This is a genomic window from Bacillus sp. LLTC93, from assembly GCF_002993125.1.
GTDB classification, from domain to species: Bacteria; Bacillota; Bacilli; order Bacillales; family Bacillaceae; genus Bacillus; species Bacillus zhangzhouensis.
In genome coordinates, this window is sequence record NZ_PVME01000014.1 from 1 (window position 1) to 18,397 (window position 18,397).

The following is an 18,397-nucleotide window of genomic DNA, read 5'->3' on the forward strand; positions in this document are numbered from 1 at the left end:
CATCAGGTTTGGTGGCGATAGCGAAGAGGTCACACCCGTTCCCATACCGAACACGGAAGTTAAGCTCTTCAGCGCCGATGGTAGTTGGGGGTTTCCCCCTGTGAGAGTAGGACGCCGCCAAGCTTTTCTAAAGGATCAGTTCCACAAGGAACTGGTCTTTTTTGTTTTTTCTCCTAACAGCATCATGATATAAGCTGGAAACTTTTCTTCTGCAATCTCCATGTATCGTTCAATCATGACGTAATCATCACTAATGTATTGAGACAGCAGCTCGTACCACCATTCTGTCTCATAGCGGGCAATCATACTAAGGTTATACATTAACAAGTAATGACTGATGATCTCGGGGATCCCCAGAAACGCATCTCGTGTTGACGGAATAAACCATTGATCCATTTCTAAATCATAATGAAGATGAGTAGCGAAAGCAGGATTTTCTTCAAGAAATACATTAAACGTCAGCTTTTTGGCTTCTCTCTGTTTGAGCTTCCAACTTGTATGAAACTCAAAGTACTCAATAAATCGTTCAGCCGACATGTTATAAAGCAATGGAATATGATCTTGAATCAACATACCATTGGCATGTTCGACTTTAACTAATGCCGAGGGCTGTTTTTGAAACTCAAGAATATGGCTCATTTCAGGTATTTTCGAAAGAAGATTGATCATGGTAAATCGCTCATCTTCAAGACCGTTTAAATGAAATAGGTGTTTTAACACATGCATACATAGTCCATTTCGTTGGATTTTCACTTCATCTTCGCTAAAACGGTAATGCTGTTTTTTTCTTTTTCTTGATGTTACGCCATGAGCTAAGACAGAGGTTTGAGAAGGATAGTGAGGATCAACTGTCAGCAGACAAGCTTTAAGCAACTGCGCCATCCCATAAAATAATAAAATTGGTTTAAGTTCTAGTGGAGCGATGGCGGCCTGTTCATAGAATGTATGACCATGTTTTAAAAAGTAAATAAATCGCTCACAGTTTTTATAGGCTTGCTGGTTTGCCTCCTGAATGTTCCGTTTCTCATATTGTTGAAGTAGAAACTTTTGGGAAGTTTCGAGTGAGTAAAAACGTTTTAAATCCTTCCATCCTGAACTTTTCATCTTCTTCCTCAACTCTCTTTATATTTTCTAAAAATTGCAACTGTTTGTTGCTTCCTTGACATGCTGTTTCCTAGTTGATAATCTACATATAATATTTTGCCGAAAAGAGGGGGATTTACTAATGTGGGAAAGTAAATTTTCAAAAGAAGGTTTGACGTTTGACGATGTTTTGCTTGTTCCAGCAAAGTCTGAGGTACTTCCGCGTGATGTCGATTTATCAGTTGACTTAACAAGCACATTAAAGCTAAACATTCCAATTATTAGTGCAGGAATGGACACTGTGACAGAATCACAAATGGCGATTGCAATGGCACGTCAAGGCGGTCTTGGTATCATTCATAAGAACATGTCCATTGAACAGCAAGCAGAACAAGTGGACAAAGTAAAACGCTCAGAGCGTGGCGTTATTACAAATCCATTCTTCTTAACACCAGAGCATCAAGTATTCGATGCAGAGCATTTAATGGGTAAATACCGTATTTCAGGTGTGCCGATTGTAAACAACGAACAAGATCAAAAGCTTGTTGGTATTATTACGAACCGTGACCTTCGTTTTATTTCGGATTATTCAATGAAGATTTGCGACGTGATGACAAAAGAGGAACTTGTTACAGCTTCTGTTGGAACAACATTAGAAGAAGCTGAAAAAATCCTACAGCAATACAAAATTGAAAAATTACCTCTTTTAGATGACGAAGGAACGTTAAAAGGTCTCATCACAATCAAAGATATTGAAAAAGTGATTGAATTCCCTAACTCCTCTAAAGATGCACATGGCCGTTTAATTGTTGGTGCCGCTGTTGGTGTCACTGGCGATACAATGACTCGTGTGAAAAAATTAGTAGAAGCCAATGTCGATGTCGTTGTCATTGATACAGCACACGGGCATTCTCAAGGTGTTCTAAACACTGTATCAAAAATCCGTGAAACATATCCTTCTCTTAACATCATTGCTGGTAATGTTGCAACAGCTGAAGCAACGAAAGCATTGTTTGAAGCAGGAGCAGATATTGTGAAAGTCGGTATTGGACCAGGATCCATTTGTACAACACGTGTTGTTGCAGGTGTCGGTGTACCACAAATCACAGCGATCTATGACTGTGCAACAGAAGCAAGAAAACATGGTAAATCTATTATTGCAGATGGTGGAATTAAATATTCAGGTGATATCGTGAAAGCACTAGCATCTGGTGGACATGCAGTTATGCTCGGAAGCCTTCTAGCTGGTACATCTGAAAGCCCAGGAGAAACAGAAATTTTCCAAGGTAGACGCTTCAAAGTTTATCGCGGTATGGGTTCTGTTGCTGCAATGGAAAAAGGAAGTAAAGATCGTTACTTCCAAGAAGATAATAAAAAATTCGTTCCAGAAGGTATCGAAGGCCGTACACCATACAAAGGACCAGTCGTTGATACAGTGTACCAACTAGTTGGCGGCATTCGTTCTGGTATGGGCTATTGTGGAACACAAGACTTACGTGCACTTAGAGAAGAAGCTCAGTTCATTCGCATGACTGGTGCAGGTCTTCGTGAGAGTCATCCACATGATGTACAAATTACAAAAGAATCACCAAACTACACAATTTCTTGATAAATTGTGACAATCAAATTACATTTGACAGGGTCTATGACTCTGTCTATTTTTTTTGTCTTTATTGTGATAAAATTTATACTGTTGTGTTGAAATAAGCCCTTGTGGATTAAATATATATGAAAAACGTCGAAAAAAGATGAATACGGAGGTATGACGATTGAACAGCAAGATGTTGAAACAGCTTATGGTCTCTATCCTTGCACTGGCATTGATTGTTACAGCTTTTACACCAATGTCCAAAGCAAAAGCGGCTGAAGATCCATTCAATGTGAATGCGAAAGCAGCCATCCTTATTGAAGCTTCTACAGGTAAAATTCTTTATAGTAAAAACGCAGAACAAAGACTGCCTATTGCAAGTATGGCAAAGATGATGACAGAGTATCTATTGCTAGAGGCTATTTCTGAAGGCAAAGTGAAATGGGATCAAACGTATACGCCAGATGATTATGTATACGAAATTTCTCAGGACCGCAGTTTATCCAACGTTCCTTTGAGAAAAGATGGCTCGTATACAGTCAAAGAACTATATCAAGCAACGGCTATTTATTCAGCAAATGCAGCAGCGATTGGCCTAGCAGAGGTGATCGCTGGATCAGAATCGAAGTTCGTTGAAAAAATGAACGCAAAAGCAAAAGAACTAGGTTTAACAAACTACAAATTCGTCAATGCAACTGGACTAGAAAATAAAGACTTACATGGCAAACAGCCAAAGGGTACGGGTCCTGATGAAGAAAGTGAAGTATCTGCGAAGGATATGGCATTGCTTGCACAGCATCTCATCAAAGACCATCCAGAAATTCTTGAAACAGCAAGTATCGCGAAAACAAAGTTCAGAGAAGGCACAGACGATGAAATGGACATGCCAAACTGGAACTTCATGCTTAAAGGACTTGTGAAAGAATATGAAGGAGTAGACGGTTTAAAAACGGGGTCTACTGATTCAGCTGGTTCTAGCTTCACAGGTACAGCAAAACGCGGTGACATGCGTGTGATTGCAGTCATCTTAAATGCAAAAGGAAATATTCATACTGCACGTTTCGACGTGGCGAAAAAACTGTTCGACTATGCTTTTAAAAACTTTACGATGAAAGAAATGTACAAAAAAGGTCAGCAAATCAATGGACATGAAAACATCGAAGTCGATAAAGGAAAAGATAAAGAAGTACCTGTTGTAACAAAAGAAGCTTTCTCTGTGCCAGTAAAAAATGGCGATGAGAAGAGCTATAAAGCAAAAGTAAATATCGAGAAAAAGAACCTAGAAGCTCCTATTAAAAAAGGAACGAAGGTTGGCATGCTGACGACTTCTTATTCTGGTGATGAGAAGGACTACGGCTATTTGAATAAAGACCAATCAGGTGTTGAGCTTGTGACGAAAACAGGCGATGAAAAAGCAAACTGGTTTATCCTTGCAATGCGCGGTGTAGGTGGATTCTTCGCTGGCATTTGGGGCGGAATCGTTGATACAGTAAAAGGTTGGTTCTAATAAAAAACTGCTCTCATGCATAGAGAGCAGTTTTTTTATCGTTAAAAGAAAAGTGATTGTTTATGATTTTGAGGTGTGGACAAAGCCTGCTGAAATATACCACATAACTTTTCCATGCCTTCGGTCAGTGCCTTTTCATTCACATAAGAAAAGCTGAGGCGGATATAATTCTGTTTCGGCTCCCCAGGATAGCAGACAGAGCCTGGCAGAAAGGTGATTTGCTGCTTACGCGCCTCATGTAGGAGTGCACGTGTATCGACCCAGGAAGGAAAGCTGAGCCATAAATTGAGCCCGCCCTGTGGTATTTGCCACGTGACATCTTTTGGTGCATGCTTCGTTAAAACATCCATCATTAAATCGCGCCTAACCTTCAAGGCAGTTCTTAACTTCTTCGTATGATCAATCATTTTCTTCGATGTCAGAAACGGTAATATGGCCTTTTGTGTGAGAAGAGGGCTGCCTAAATCATTATTGGCTTTTGCCGCTAACAAACGGTTAAATATAGAGCCTGACGCTGTAATAATTCCAATTCTGCATCCTGGAGCCAGTGTTTTACTTAATCCTCGTAAATAAATGACATGTCCATCGTGGTCTAAACTTTTGATAGGTGCTGGCGGTTTCTTTTCAAAATAAAGCTCACGATAGGGATCATCTTCTACAATGAGACAATCAATGCTTTGTGCCAGTGAGAGAAGCTGTTTTCTGCGTTTCATCGACATACTAGCGCCTGTCGGACTGTGAAAAGTAGGAATCGTATAGATGAGCTTTGGTTTATATTTATCGCAAATGCTTTGAAGTTGCTTCATGTTCATTCCTTCATGATCGACAGGGACCGTAATAATTCTTGCCCCTCTGCCCATAAAGACATCAATCGCACCTGGATAGGTCGGTGCCTCCATGACGATTACATCATCCGGCCCGATAAACGTACGAGCCACCAGATCAAGACCTTGCTGAGAACCACTTGTCACTAGGATATTTTCAGGAGTAGAAGGCACATCTAATTTTTCTAAAAAAGACTGAATGACCTGACGAAGCTGAAGGTCACCTTGTATTTCTCCGTACTTCGACATAATTTGAGGATGCCTGGCTAATACATGCTGCATTTCTTTTTCTAAATACCGGTTAGGTAAAAGTCCTGGGTCGATCATAGAGGAAGAAAGGTTAATGGCTTCTTCTACATAATGATACTGAGCGAATTGAGACCTTGGTAAATAATCTGGAATGGACAATTGCCAATCGAAAGAGGTAGATGATTGAACCGGAATGTCAGTTTGCTCATGCTTCTCATCCACAAAAGTTCCTTTACCTTGCACAGTTGTTAAATATCCGTCGTTCTTAAGCCGTGTGTATGCCTTTGCTGCTGTTACAAGACTCACATTGAGCTGCTTCGCTAAATCACGTACAGTTGGCAGCTTTTCCCCCTGCTGAAGCAGACCCGATTGAATGTGATCAACGATAGAAAAGTAAATTTGATTTGAAAGAGATGTATCTGAATGTCGATGGATATCAATATGCATGAGAATCCTCCAATGAAAGCAAAATTGTTATACACTGTTTCGGATTGTTATAGTTGCATTATAGCATGTAAATCACACTTAAAAGGGAAAATGGCAATTTTTTAGCCGGAAATCCTTTGTATATAAGGGTTTATCCTTTTTCATCAGCTGATTGAATTGTTATACTATTCTCTTTATTGTTATACTGTCTCGCTTGTATGATAGAGATGTTGAATCAATCGAATAGACAAATGGGAGGAAACAATTGTGAGCAATAAGGGAACTGAACGAGTAAAACGTGGAATGGCAGAAATGCAAAAGGGTGGCGTCATTATGGATGTCGTCAATGCTGAGCAGGCAAAAATCGCAGAAGAAGCAGGTGCGGTGGCAGTTATGGCACTAGAACGCGTACCAGCTGATATCCGCGCGGCAGGCGGTGTTGCCCGAATGGCAGACCCAAGAATCGTGGAAGAAGTACAAAATGCAGTAACGATTCCAGTCATGGCAAAAGCGCGTATCGGCCACATTGTGGAGGCTCGTGTTCTTGAAGCGCTTGGTGTTGATTATATCGATGAGAGTGAAGTGCTAACGCCCGCAGATGAGGAATTCCATTTAAATAAAAATGAATACACAGTACCTTTTGTATGTGGATGTCGTGACCTAGGTGAGGCAACCCGCCGTATTGCAGAAGGGGCATCCATGTTGCGGACAAAAGGTGAACCTGGGACAGGCAACATTGTAGAAGCCGTCCGTCATATGAGAAAAGTTAATGCTCAGATTCGAAAAGTAGCAGCGATGAGTGAAGACGAAATCATGACAGAAGCGAAAAATTTAGGAGCACCTTATGAATTATTGCTTCAAATTAAAAAAGACGGCAAGCTGCCGGTTGTTAACTTTGCAGCTGGAGGCGTTGCGACACCAGCAGATGCTGCGTTAATGATGCAGCTTGGAGCAGACGGCGTATTTGTCGGATCTGGTATTTTCAAATCAGAAAATCCTGCTAAATTTGCAAAAGCCATTGTAGAAGCAACAACTCATTTCACAGATTACCGTCTCATTGCAGAGCTTTCTAAAGAGCTTGGAACAGCCATGAAGGGAATTGAAATTTCAAATTTACTGCCAGAAGAGCGTATGCAAGAGCGTGGCTGGTAAGTAAGGGAGCGCAAACGAACATGCTAACAATTGGTGTACTAGGGCTTCAAGGAGCAGTGAGAGAGCATATTCAATCGATTGAAGCTTGTGGCGCAGAAGGAAAGATCATCAAACGAGTAGAAGAATTAGAAGCTGTTGACGGTCTGATTATTCCTGGTGGAGAAAGTACGACGATGAGAAGACTCATGGATACGTACCAATTTATTGACCCGATCAAAGCGTTTGCTGCTCAAGGGAAACCAATTTTCGGGACATGTGCCGGTTTGATTATGCTGGCAAAGCATATAGAAGATCGAGAAGATGCTCATCTTGGGCTGTTAAATGTATCTGTTGCACGTAATTCTTTTGGCAGACAGGTAGACAGCTTTGAAGCTGATGTAGAAGTGAAAGGACTGGATGCGCCGTTTACAGGGGTGTTCATCCGTGCGCCTCATATCATCAGCGCTGATGATAGCGTAGAGGTCTTGGCTAAATATGATGGCAGGATTGTGATGGCAAAAGAAAACAATATCTTAGGTTGTTCTTTTCATCCGGAGTTGACAGACGACCACCGGTTAACACAGCTGTTTGTTGAGATGGTGAAGTCCTACAAAACGAAGCTCGCTGTATAAAACGGTTGAAAAGAGATAAAACTTATAGTACATTAAAATCACAATCAAATGATCGAAAAAGCGTTGACGGGAAATAGTAAGAAGCCCCTCTTTCTCAGAGAGCCGATGGTTGGTGAGAATCGGTGAAAGATGCATTCTGAATCCATCCTTGAGCGAAATGCTGAAACACGAGAAGTAAGCATTTACGGTGATGCCGTTACAGAGGAAAGAGGAAAGCATGATTTTTTATGTTTTCAATCAGGGTGGCAACGCGAGAGCTCTCGTCCCTTTCATGGGATGAGGGCTCTTTTTATTTTTCGATAAAAAAAGGAGTGTAACATATGCTGGATATTAAACAACTGCGCACGGACTTTGATCAAATCAAAGAAAAGTTAGCACACCGAGGTGAAGATTTAGCTGATTTTGATAAGTTTTGTGAACTAGATCAAAAAAGAAGAGAATTAATCGGTAAAACCGAAGAATTAAAGAGCCGAAGAAATGAAGTATCACAGCAAGTAGCCGTTCTAAAAAGAGAAAAGAAAGACGCCGATCACATTATTCAAGAAATGCGTGAGGTCGGAGATGAGATTAAGAAGCTGGATGATGAGTTGAGAACAGTAGAAGAAAGCCTGCAAAGCATCTTGTTCTCAATTCCAAATATCCCTCATGACTCTGTACCGGTTGGTGAAACAGAAGATGACAACATCGAAGTGAGAAAATGGGGCGAACAGCCAGCCTTTTCATTTGAGCCAAAACCGCATTGGGACGTAGCGGATGAGTTAGATATTCTAGATTTTGAACGTGCAGGAAAAGTGACAGGAAGCCGTTTCGTTTTTTATAAAGGGCTTGGCGCACGCTTAGAGCGCGCACTGTATAACTTCATGCTCGATTTACATGTGGATGAGTTTGGTTTTACTGAAGTGATTCCACCTTATATGGTCAACAGAGCAAGCATGACAGGAACTGGTCAGCTTCCAAAGTTCGAAGAGGATGCCTTTAAAATTCGAGAAGAAGATTACTTCCTCATTCCAACGGCTGAAGTGCCAATCACCAACATGCACCGTGACGAAATCCTTGAAGGTGAACAGCTGCCAATCAATTATGCAGCATTCAGTGCTTGCTTTAGATCAGAAGCTGGATCTGCTGGCAGAGATACACGCGGACTCATCCGTCAGCATCAATTCAACAAGGTAGAGCTTGTGAAATTTGTCAGACCAGAAGATTCTTATGAAGAATTAGAGAAACTAACAAATCAAGCAGAAAAAGTTCTTCAGCTATTGAACCTGCCATATCGTGTCATGAGCATGTGTACGGGAGATTTAGGTTTCACAGCTGCGAAGAAATACGATATCGAAGTTTGGATTCCGAGCCAAAATACGTATCGTGAAATTTCTTCTTGCAGTAACTTTGAAGCATTCCAAGCAAGACGAGCAAACATTCGTTTCCGCCCAGAACCTAAAGCGAAGCCAGAACACGTCCACACTTTAAATGGCTCTGGTTTAGCAGTAGGAAGAACAGTAGCAGCTATTTTAGAAAACTACCAACAAGAGGACGGCACAGTAATTATTCCTGAAGTACTGCGTCCTTATATGGGAAATAAAGAAGTGATGAAATAAGATGCCGATATGGCATCTTATTCTTTTTACCTAAAGTTCTACAGATTTTCTAAAATAAGCCGATAAAAGAACTAAAAGCATATAGGAAAGAAGGAATAACCTTGAATAGGCTTGACTATTATGTTGAAATGGCTCATTTACTCAGAAAAGTTCTAGATGAAAGTATCCTTTTCGGCATCACTGATAGAGAAAAGGTGCTTTGTTATTACCCGTCTAACACAATAGATTTTGGCATTAAAGTAGGGGACGCATTGAACCCAGATGACCAAAACGCGGCGACGACATTAAAAGGACAAGAATACGACGGTCATTTACCAGAGTCTTTATACGGCTATGAAGTTGCTGTAAAAGGTTACCCGATTTTTGATGAAGATAGAAAAGTGATTGGCTCTTTTTTAGTTGCCTTTTCACATCATCGCGAAAAGAAATTAAGCGGCTATATGGAGCATATTAATAAAGTAGCGAAAGAACTACAAGGTGGAATTGAGCAAATTGCTGCGCATTCACAAGAGCTAGCGGCTACAAGCCTAGAAATAAGCGAGCAGGCAGGAAGAGCGGAAGAGAAGTCTGCGAACATTGAAGAAGTCGTCAAAACCATAGGCGGGATCGCTAGACAAACAAACCTGCTTGGTCTAAATGCTGCAATTGAAGCAGCAAGGGCAGGTGAAAATGGAAAAGGGTTTGCTGTCGTTGCAGATGAGGTACGTAAATTATCAGATGGTTCGAAGGAAGCGGCTGAAACCATTAATATATTCCTAAAAGAAATCCAAGACAGCATTGGCACTTTGTCTGAAAATATCTCACAGGTCAGCAGTTCAACAAACGAACAAGCCAAACAAGTGACAGACTTTACAAAGATTATCGAATCATTAAATGAGTTTAAAGAAGAGATGAATCAGTTTATTGAGGAAATTAAACAGGATACAAAATAGATCAAGAGCAGCCGTCATTTGGCTGCTTTTTTATAGGTAGATCATTATAACAAAACCGCATGTTAAATTTTTTTTGCGAAAAGATGTTGACTTCAAATGAAATGATATGATATATTAATTCTTGTCGATACGGAGGAATACCCAAGTCCGGCTGAAGGGATCGGTCTTGAAAACCGACAGGGGTGTCAAAGCCCGCGGGGGTTCGAATCCCTCTTCCTCCGCCATATTGATTTTTACCTTAGTTGAATTGAAACGCAAGCATAAAAATTGGAAATTGTCAAACCGCTGCATTCGGAATGCAGCGGTTTTTTTTTATTTTGTTTTAGAACGATTTTTTTGAATAACAGAAGCAATCTCATGAAGAATGGGATCAAGCGAGCTTTCGTCATGAAGCAAGTCATAATCTTCAATATTAATTTTAATTACTGGACACAGATCAAATTGTTCAATCCATTCAGTATATCGAGTGTACATTTCTTCCCAATAAGCTCGATCTGTTTGAGTTTCCATCTCTCTGCCGCGCTCTTCAATGCGATGTAAAATATGATCTAAATCCCCGTGTAAGTAAATTAGGACGTCAGGGTGAGGAAAGTAAGGTGTCATCACCATTGCCTCAAATAGACTTGTATACGTTTCATAATCTACCTCAGACATCGTGCCTTTGTCTGCATGCATTTTAGCAAAAATGCCAGTGTCCTCATAGATTGAACGATCTTGCACATATCCTCCACCAGATTCAAAAATTCGCTTTTGCTCCTTAAAACGCTCAGCCAGGAAATAGACCTGTAAATGAAAGCTCCATCTTTGGAAATCTGAATAGAAAGGCTCTAAGTATGGGTTGTCATCCACTTTTTCAAGAGAGGTTTGAAACCCTAGCTTGTCCGCTATTGTTTTAGTCATGGTTGATTTTCCCACACCGACAGTCCCGGCGATTGTGATGACTGCGTCCTTTGGTATTTCGAAATTGTTCATAGCACTTGCTCCTTTATGTTCTGTACAATTTGCTGGTAATCTTGCTGTGAGGAAACGAAGTCTGTATGATCTCCTTCAATTGTAATGATAGGAAGCCCTGGATGAGTCTGTTTTAAATGTTCAATGGCCAGCTCATAATCTTCAATTAAGTTTTTTAAATAAGACGGGTCGATGTCTTCTTCAAAAGAGCGTCCTCGCATCTGTATTCTATTAAGTAAGGTGGGAAGGCTGGCTTTTATATAGATCATGGCATTTGGTTTAGGAAGATCATCTGTGAGCAGGTGATAGATCTTTCTGTATTTATCCATATGTTTTTTTGATAATGTTCTTTCTGCAAATATCATATTTTTATAGACATGATAATCAGTAACAATCGGCTGTTGTTTTTTCACATAGTTTTCTTCAATAGATTCTAACTGTTTGAACCGATTGCATAAAAAGAACATCTCAAGCTGAAAGCTCCATTGTTCCATATCTTCATAAAATTTATCTAAGAATGGATTTTCTTCTACAATCTCTTTTACTAAAGGAAATTGAAATTCCTTCGCAAGCATTGTAGCCAAAGTTGTTTTTCCGGCTCCAATTGGGCCTTCCACTGCAATAAAAGGGGCAGGATACATAGGCGTTCTCCTCTATCTATAAAGTTGTCAAACCAATGTATATTGTACCATACCCCTTCCTTGAGATAGAGTGAATGAATTACGATGTCGTTCTTTTTTCAATATTAAATTGATCTGATAATAAGAGCCAATTTTGTGGGAAGGATAGACCTAGTTTCCAGTAAGCAATTCCGTTCAAGTTTAACTCTTTAATGAGATTAAATTTGGCTTGAATCGATCTTGCGTCTTCGAACCATACCTCATGCTCTTTGTTATTAGCATCTGTATAACGAAAATAGGGAGCCTGTGCTGTTTCATCGTATAGAATGGATACATTATTCTCTCTAGCAATTGCGATCGCTTGTTGAGGACTGATGGCTTTGGCTATAGGTCCACCCTGAACATAAGGAAGCGTCCAATCATAGCCATATAAATTTTGACCCATCACAATTTTATTGGCCGGCATAACAGTCAGTGCATATTCAATGACTTGGCGGACAGGTCCAATCGGAGAGACGGCTTGTGCAGGCCCGCCGCTATATCCCCATTCGTAGGTCATCAACACAACATGATCGACGATCTTACCGATCGCTTCATAGTCATGAGCTTCATACCATTTTCCTTTTTGTTCACTACTTGTTTTAGGGGCAAGCGCAACGGAAATGGTCCATCCTTGTTGATGGAAACGAGTAGTTGCCTCTCTTAAAAATTGAAGGTAGGCATCTTTATCAGCAGGGCGTAAATATTCAAAATCAAAATGAATTTCTTTTAATTGATACTTTTGAGCAACGCGGACGATTTCATTTAAAAATGTCGTTTTGACAGATTGATTTGTTAAAAGGATTCGTCCAAGTTCATCACTAAATTTTTCATTCTCTAGATTTGTGACCACCATGGATAATACAGTTCTGCTTTGAGCGGCAATCTGAGGTAGTTGATCTAACGGCGGTTCTCGAAGTGTTCCGTCTCTTTGCGCTTGAAAACTAAAGGCGCCTAGATGGGTTAAGTATGGAGAGGCCTCTCTAGCTGCTTGCTTTAAATTCTCGCTAACTTGATTTCCGCGTGGTTCAATATAAGCATTAGAATTAATGTTTCTTTTCGGTCTTTGTGGAATATAGAGCAAGAAGCGAATAGGAAGTATTGCTTCAGGCCGAATCCGATTCACACGTGCCAATTCTTCCACTGAAATTTGAAATCGTCTCCCAATTTGATAAAGTGTGTCATTTTGTTTGACCTCATAAAATTGACCTCTAATTGGAATGACAATTGTTTGTCCGACGACGAGTTGATTTGGTGTTTCGATGTCGTTGGTGCGGATGATTTCATTGACTGTTGTTTTAAAGCGCATGGCAATTTCACTTAAAGTATCTCCTCTTTTGACAACATAAATTTGAATAGTCAACGCCCCCTTTGTTATTGCTAACAATTTATGAGGGCTATGGATAAATCATGTTTGATTTTCACTGGTGATCTCCTTAGCAGTTGTGATTTTTGCAAAAAGAACATTCTCCATCATTGTTAATGCGTACTCGTTATCTCTATCGTCGTTAGAAGCTATACAATCTTTAGGTATAATCAAATTGTACTCTCGCATGTATGCGTCATTTGCAGTGAAAAGAACGCAGATGTTTCCTGCAATTCCAGTTAAAATAAGATCTTGAACACCTAGTTCATTTAGAAGTGTCTCTAGTGCTGTTCCATAGAAGGCAGAGTGCTTAGGTTTAATTAAGAAGTAATCATCGTATGATGGTGTCATTTGCTCTAAAATAGGGGCGCTTCTTTCGTTTTTGCATGTTTGTATGACAGCTTGAATGTCAGCCTTCCAGAGTCCGTAGTGGTCGTTGATATAGATGATTGGCCAATTTTCCTTGAAAGCGTGTTGTTTAAGGGCTAAAATTTTATTGGTCATTTGCTCTGTTTTTTCAGCGAGCACATGTCCCATTTCAAAATCAAAATTATTAATCATGTCGATAATAAGCAGTGCCTTTTGGTGCTTTGACAATGTAAGCCCCCCTTTAAAAGATTGTGCTAATATGTTAACCTCAATATCCTTTTAAAAAACATGAAAAGAGAGCCGTGCTATGACGAGAGATGAACAGTTTATGAAAGAAGCTATTTCTGAAGCCTTAAAAGCAGAACAAATAGGAGAAGTACCAATCGGTGCCATTATCGTTGTTGATGACCAAATTGTGAGCCGAGCTCATAATTTAAGGGAAACAGAGCAGCGTTCAATTGCACATGCAGAATTACTTGCTATTGATGAAGCGTGTAAAACGACTGGAAGCTGGCGTTTAGAAGATGCTGTACTTTATGTGACGCTTGAACCATGCTCTATGTGTGCGGGAGCGATTGTCCTTTCTAGAGTGAAAAAGGTCGTTTTTGGTGCATACGATCCAAAAGGTGGATGTGCGGGTACTTTAATGAATTTACTGGATGATGAACGGTTCAATCATCAGTCTGAAGTCATTGGTGGTGTACTTGAAAATGAGTGCGGTGAGCTGTTAAGTCAGTTCTTCCGAAATCTACGTCAACGAAAGAAACAAGCCAAAAGTAAATGAATGGATGTCGTTTGCAATTTCAGCTATAAGAAGGTATACTTATGTCTGCGTCACTAACAATTTAATATTCATTTTGCCGTGCTAAGCGGGGAGGTAGCGGTGCCCTGTACTCGCAATCCGCTCTAGCGAGGCCGAATCCCTTCTCAAGGTTCGTTTACTTCAAGGTCTGCCTTAAATAAGTGGTGTTGACGTCTGGGTCCTGCGCAATGGGAATTCATGAACCATGTCAGGTCCGGAAGGAAGCAGCATTAAGTGAAACCTCTCATGTGCCGCAGGGTTGCCTGGGCCGAGCTAACTGTTTAAGTAACGCTTGGGGTAGCGAATCGACAGAAGGTGCACGGTAAATCAATATTAAATCTAACTCATCTAGTTTATCTAGGTGAGTTTTTTGTTGCTGTTTAAAGAATAGCTCAGTTGTTAGGTTGATACAAATAGTGAAAAAGTCTTTTTGAGGTAATTTATTTTTAAAAACTAGCTATAATAAGAACTAATGTTCTATTTGGACTGACAGATCATTTTGTAAAGCTAGAAAATTTGTTTTTAATTCATGAAAAGTAAAAAATCTTCATATGAAAACGCCATTTTCACTTATTAGAAAATAAAGGTGTGCTTTTGAATTGATCGTTGCATCATGTATAATGAGAATGATGATAAATGGAGGAGGGCGTATTTGTGAGTTATCAAGCTTTATACCGAGTGTTCAGGCCTCAAGTTTTTGAGGATGTTGTTGGACAAGAACACATCACAAAAACGTTGCAAAATGCCCTTTTGCAGAAAAAGTTTTCTCATGCTTACTTATTTTCAGGTCCTAGAGGAACAGGTAAAACAAGTGCTGCCAAGATTTTTGCAAAGGCAGTGAACTGTGAAAAGTCACCTGTTAGTGAACCGTGTAATGAATGTGATGCCTGTAAGGGGATTACAAACGGTTCGATTTCAGACGTGATTGAAATAGATGCTGCCTCGAATAACGGGGTAGATGAAATCCGAGATATACGTGATAAAGTTAAATTTGCTCCTTCGGCGGTTACATATAAGGTTTATATTATAGATGAAGTACATATGCTCTCTATCGGGGCATTTAATGCACTCCTTAAAACGCTAGAGGAACCGCCTGCTCATTGTATCTTTATTTTGGCTACCACAGAGCCTCATAAGATTCCTCTTACCATCATATCCCGGTGTCAGCGATTTGATTTTAAACGGATCACGACAAAAGATATTGTTGGAAGAATGGAGAAAATTGTAGATGCAGAAAGCCTAAATGTACAAGAGGGCTCGCTTGAGATTATTGCTAGTGCAGCAGATGGCGGTATGCGTGATGCGCTAAGCCTGTTGGATCAAGCAATCTCATTTAGTGGTGAACAACTGACAATTGATGATGCGCTGCTCATTACAGGTGCTGTATCTCAGCATTTCATTAGTCAGCTTGCCGAAGCTATTTTTGATCAAAATATTGCTGTAGCGTTAGATACATTAAATGAATTGCTCCAGCAGGGGAAAGATGCTGCTAAATTAATAGAGGACATGATCTTTTACTTTAGAGATATGTTGCTTTATAAAACAGCACCAGACCTTGAAGGAGTACTTGAAAAGGTAAAAGTCGATGAAAAGTTCATGACGCTCTCTGATCGTGTGACGCCTCAGTTTCTGTATGAGACGATTGAAGTGCTTAATAAAAGCCATCAAGAAATGAAATGGACGAATCATCCAAGAATTTTCTTTGAAGTAGCCGTTGTTAAGCTTTGTCAGTCAACGGCCGGAATGACACAATCTCATGCTAACTCTGATTTAACGGCGTTAACGGATAAAATAGACAGGCTGGAACAGGAGCTATCAAGACTAAGAGCTGAGGGTGTACCGATGTCTCAGTCTCATAGTCCTCAAGAAAAAAAGGAAGCACCTCGACCACAAACGAGTAACAAAAATGGCTATCGTGCACCTGTTGGCCGAATTCACGAGATCCTAAAAGAAGCGAAGCGGCCAGAGCTAGAAAAATTAAAAGGCAAATGGGGAGAGCTTCTTGCCCAGTTGAAACAGCAAAATAAGGTGTCTCACGCTGCGCTATTAACGGATAGTGAACCAGTTGCAGCTGCATCTCACGCCTTTGTTTTAAAATTCAAGTTTGAAATACATTGTAAGATGGTGGCTGAAGATAAAAGTGGTGTTCGAACCAACCTGGAGCACCTGCTAGAGTCTATGCTAGGAAAAAGAGTGGAATTAGTTGGCGTTCCTGACGCTCAATGGGGTAAAATAAGAGAAGAATTTTTAAAGGATCATCAGCCGGATGAACAGGCAGATGGTCAGGCAACTTCTGCTGAAGAGGATCCATTGATTGCGGAAGCAAAGAAGTTAGTAGGAAATGATTTGATTGAAATTAAAGATTAATTAAAAGAAAGAGAGTGGTGTTCATATGCGCGGTGGAATGGGAAACATGCAAAAAATGATGAAACAAATGCAAAAAATGCAAAAGGATATGGCTAAGGCTCAAGAAGAGCTTGCGGAAAAAGTCCTTGAAGGTACAGCAGGTGGCGGTATGGTCACTGTAAAAGTAAATGGACAAAAAGAGGTCGTTGATGTAGCAATTAATGAAGAAGTTGTTGATCCTGAAGACATCGATATGCTTCAAGACCTTGTGCTTGCAGCGACAAATGATGCATTGAAAAAAGTCGATGAGCTAACAAATGAAACAATGGGTCAATTCACAAAAGGAATGAACATGCCAGGTTTATTCTAGGGGGAATAACTGAAGATGCAATATCCTGAACCAATATCAAAGCTGATTGATAGCTTTATGAAATTGCCAGGAATCGGACCAAAAACTGCGGTCCGTCTGGCTTTTTTTGTTCTTAGTATGCAGGAAGATGTCGTACTAGACTTTGCGAAGGCGCTTGTAAATGCAAAGCGTAATTTAACTTATTGTTCGGTTTGCGGCCATATCACTGATCAGGATCCCTGCTATATTTGTGAAGATACAAGAAGGGATCAATCTGTTATCTGTGTAGTACAAGATCCAAAAGATGTGATTGCAATGGAAAAGATGAAAGAATATAACGGCTTATATCATGTGCTTCATGGTGCCATTTCGCCAATGGACGGAATTGGACCGGAGGATATTAAAATTCCTGACTTATTAAAAAGATTGCAAGACGATCAAGTGACAGAGGTGATTCTTGCAACCAATCCAAACATTGAAGGAGAAGCTACAGCCATGTACATCTCCAGATTGTTGAAACCGTCAGGAATTAAACTCTCTCGTATTGCTCACGGACTCCCAGTAGGTGGAGATTTAGAGTATGCAGATGAAGTCACACTTTCTAAGGCTCTAGAAGGCAGACGTGAGATGTAGGAAGGAGAAGTACGGTACATGGGTTTTCTTCGCAGAAAATCAATTCGAAAAGAATTCGATGAGAAACTAATTCAACAGCTTTTTAAGCAAAAGGAAGAATGGAACAGACAAAAAAAGCTTGTCGCAAATAGCGTTGAGCCTTCACCGGACATTCTATTCGAATTAAAGCTTGCTCAAGCGAAGTACTTTTTCTATCTAAGAGAAGCGAAAAAGAGGAATTTACGTTTAAACAAATGGAGGTAGCAGGTCTATTTTACATAGTCCTCTCATATGCTTGTACTATTCATATGAAGAGGAGATGAGAGGATTATGGAACCTGTTATTGTGATCGGTTCAATTTTGCTTGCTGTATTATTATTGTTTATGTCAGGTGTTCAAGCGAATCCATTCAAATGGTTAGGACTTATCGGAGTTAAGTTTGTGGCAGGCGCTCTTTTTTTATTTTGCCTGAATTTATTCGGTGAGAGTTTAGGACTTCATGTCTCCATTAACCCTGTAACGAGTGGAATTAGTGGTTTATTGGGCATTCCAGGCGTAGCGGCTTTAGTAGTAATAGAAAAATTTATTATTTAATGAAAAATATTGTTGACTTTAATTCTGTATGGTGGTAAATTAATATACGTCGCTGATGACGAAGAAACGAAAAACATAACATTAAAAAAGTTGTTGACACTAACAACTTGGTTGTGATAAGATATTCTAGTCGCTTCTGAAGCGGTAAACAAGTTCTTTGAAAACTAAACAAGACAAAACGTACCTGTTAATTCGAATTTTTATAAAAAAATCCTATGAAACATCATAGGTAGTCAGTCAAACTGGCGAAAAACAAAACTTCGGTTTTGTTCTTTTTCGGAGAGTTTGATCCTGGCTCAGGACGAACGCTGGCGGCGTGCCTAATACATGCAAGTCGAGCGGACAGAAGGGAGCTTGCTCCCGGATGTTAGCGGCGGACGGG

The 18,397-nt window shown here is 40.1% G+C and carries 17 protein-coding genes, 1 tRNA gene, 2 rRNA genes, 1 other RNA gene, 1 pseudogene and 1 other annotated feature; of the genes and pseudogenes, 16 read left to right on the plus strand and 6 right to left on the minus strand.

Annotation, left to right across the window (positions count from 1 at the left end; all coding sequences use genetic code 11):
- The first annotated feature begins 7 nt into the window (after positions 1–7).
- Positions 8–123 (plus strand): 5S ribosomal RNA (rrf, locus tag C6W18_RS19680).
- A 12-nt stretch (positions 124–135) separates the two neighbouring features.
- Here rrf and C6W18_RS19685 read toward each other — a convergent pair.
- Complete coding sequence (locus tag C6W18_RS19685) at positions 136–1,104, minus strand: YaaC family protein (protein ID WP_105928624.1); 969 nt, start codon at positions 1,102–1,104, stop codon at positions 136–138.
- A gap of 121 nt (positions 1,105–1,225) precedes the next feature.
- Between C6W18_RS19685 and guaB the strand changes: the two genes are divergently transcribed.
- Both guaB and C6W18_RS19695 read left to right on the plus strand, forming a co-directional pair.
- Complete coding sequence (gene guaB, locus C6W18_RS19690; protein WP_034325084.1) at positions 1,226–2,692, plus strand: IMP dehydrogenase; 1,467 nt, start codon at positions 1,226–1,228, stop codon at positions 2,690–2,692.
- Between the two features lie 160 nt (positions 2,693–2,852).
- Positions 2,853–4,178 carry a D-alanyl-D-alanine carboxypeptidase family protein gene (locus tag C6W18_RS19695; RefSeq protein ID WP_105928625.1) on the plus strand — a complete coding sequence of 442 codons (1,326 nt, stop codon included), beginning with the start codon at positions 2,853–2,855 and terminating at the stop codon, positions 4,176–4,178.
- A 41-nt stretch (positions 4,179–4,219) separates the two neighbouring features.
- Here the strand turns inward: C6W18_RS19695 and pdxR are convergent, their stop codons facing one another.
- Positions 4,220–5,698: a MocR-like pyridoxine biosynthesis transcription factor PdxR gene (gene pdxR / locus C6W18_RS19700; protein ID WP_034325082.1), complete on the minus strand. Its 1,479-nt coding sequence runs from the start codon at positions 5,696–5,698 to the stop codon at positions 4,220–4,222.
- A gap of 246 nt (positions 5,699–5,944) precedes the next feature.
- On the opposite strand from pdxR, the gene pdxS reads away from it, so the two are divergent.
- The 5 genes and pseudogenes from pdxS to C6W18_RS19725 all read left to right on the plus strand — a co-directional run bounded on the left by pdxS (position 5,945) and on the right by C6W18_RS19725 (position 10,191).
- Positions 5,945–6,829 carry a pyridoxal 5'-phosphate synthase lyase subunit PdxS gene (gene pdxS / locus C6W18_RS19705; RefSeq protein ID WP_034325080.1) on the plus strand — a complete coding sequence of 295 codons (885 nt, stop codon included), beginning with the start codon at positions 5,945–5,947 and terminating at the stop codon, positions 6,827–6,829.
- Between the two features lie 20 nt (positions 6,830–6,849).
- The gene (gene pdxT, locus C6W18_RS19710; RefSeq protein ID WP_105928626.1) at positions 6,850–7,440 is read left to right on the plus strand and encodes a pyridoxal 5'-phosphate synthase glutaminase subunit PdxT; all 591 of its coding nucleotides are present in this window, start codon (positions 6,850–6,852) and stop codon (positions 7,438–7,440) included.
- Between the two features lie 54 nt (positions 7,441–7,494).
- Positions 7,495–7,711: a binding site (T-box leader), on the plus strand.
- Between the two features lie 49 nt (positions 7,712–7,760).
- A complete protein-coding gene (gene serS / locus C6W18_RS19715) occupies positions 7,761–9,035 on the plus strand; it encodes a serine--tRNA ligase (protein ID WP_105928627.1) in 1,275 nt (424 codons plus the stop codon).
- 596 nt (positions 9,036–9,631) lie between these two features.
- Positions 9,632–9,967, plus strand: a pseudogene (locus tag C6W18_RS20660) (methyl-accepting chemotaxis protein); the annotation flags it as partial.
- 131 nt (positions 9,968–10,098) lie between these two features.
- Positions 10,099–10,191 (plus strand) — tRNA-Ser (locus tag C6W18_RS19725).
- Positions 10,192–10,279: 88 nt separating this feature from the next.
- Here the strand turns inward: C6W18_RS19725 and C6W18_RS19730 are convergent.
- From C6W18_RS19730 to C6W18_RS19745, 4 genes are all read right to left on the minus strand, one after another.
- Entirely contained in the window at positions 10,280–10,939 is a 660-nt protein-coding gene (locus C6W18_RS19730; RefSeq protein WP_034325075.1) for a deoxynucleoside kinase, read from the minus strand.
- On the minus strand, positions 10,936–11,559 hold the full coding sequence (locus C6W18_RS19735; protein WP_105928628.1) for a deoxynucleoside kinase: 624 nt from the start codon (positions 11,557–11,559) through the stop codon (positions 10,936–10,938). The genes C6W18_RS19730 and C6W18_RS19735 overlap by 4 nt, the downstream gene beginning before the upstream one ends.
- Positions 11,560–11,638: 79 nt before the next feature.
- Entirely contained in the window at positions 11,639–12,886 is a 1,248-nt protein-coding gene (locus C6W18_RS19740; RefSeq protein ID WP_411266081.1) for a glycoside hydrolase family 18 protein, read from the minus strand.
- A gap of 99 nt (positions 12,887–12,985) precedes the next feature.
- Entirely contained in the window at positions 12,986–13,540 is a 555-nt protein-coding gene (locus C6W18_RS19745) for a cysteine hydrolase family protein (protein ID WP_034325072.1), read from the minus strand.
- A gap of 79 nt (positions 13,541–13,619) precedes the next feature.
- Between C6W18_RS19745 and tadA the strand changes: the two genes are divergently transcribed.
- The 8 genes from tadA to C6W18_RS19785 form a co-directional block, all read left to right on the plus strand.
- A complete protein-coding gene (gene tadA, locus C6W18_RS19750; protein WP_105928630.1) occupies positions 13,620–14,096 on the plus strand; it encodes a tRNA adenosine(34) deaminase TadA in 477 nt (158 codons plus the stop codon).
- 76 nt (positions 14,097–14,172) lie between these two features.
- An RNA gene (gene ffs, locus C6W18_RS19755) (signal recognition particle sRNA large type) lies at positions 14,173–14,437 on the plus strand.
- Positions 14,438–14,768: 331 nt separating this feature from the next.
- A complete protein-coding gene (gene dnaX / locus C6W18_RS19760; protein ID WP_105928631.1) occupies positions 14,769–16,481 on the plus strand; it encodes a DNA polymerase III subunit gamma/tau in 1,713 nt (570 codons plus the stop codon).
- Between the two features lie 25 nt (positions 16,482–16,506).
- Complete coding sequence (locus C6W18_RS19765; protein ID WP_008342011.1) at positions 16,507–16,830, plus strand: YbaB/EbfC family nucleoid-associated protein; 324 nt, start codon at positions 16,507–16,509, stop codon at positions 16,828–16,830.
- A gap of 15 nt (positions 16,831–16,845) precedes the next feature.
- A complete protein-coding gene (gene recR / locus C6W18_RS19770) occupies positions 16,846–17,442 on the plus strand; it encodes a recombination protein RecR (protein WP_003218094.1) in 597 nt (198 codons plus the stop codon).
- 18 nt (positions 17,443–17,460) lie between these two features.
- On the plus strand, positions 17,461–17,685 hold the full coding sequence (locus C6W18_RS19775; RefSeq protein WP_034325068.1) for a YaaL family protein: 225 nt from the start codon (positions 17,461–17,463) through the stop codon (positions 17,683–17,685).
- Positions 17,686–17,751: 66 nt separating this feature from the next.
- On the plus strand, positions 17,752–18,015 hold the full coding sequence (locus C6W18_RS19780; protein WP_008342006.1) for a pro-sigmaK processing inhibitor BofA family protein: 264 nt from the start codon (positions 17,752–17,754) through the stop codon (positions 18,013–18,015).
- A 273-nt stretch (positions 18,016–18,288) separates the two neighbouring features.
- Positions 18,289–18,397, plus strand: a 16S ribosomal RNA gene (locus C6W18_RS19785); the annotation flags it as partial.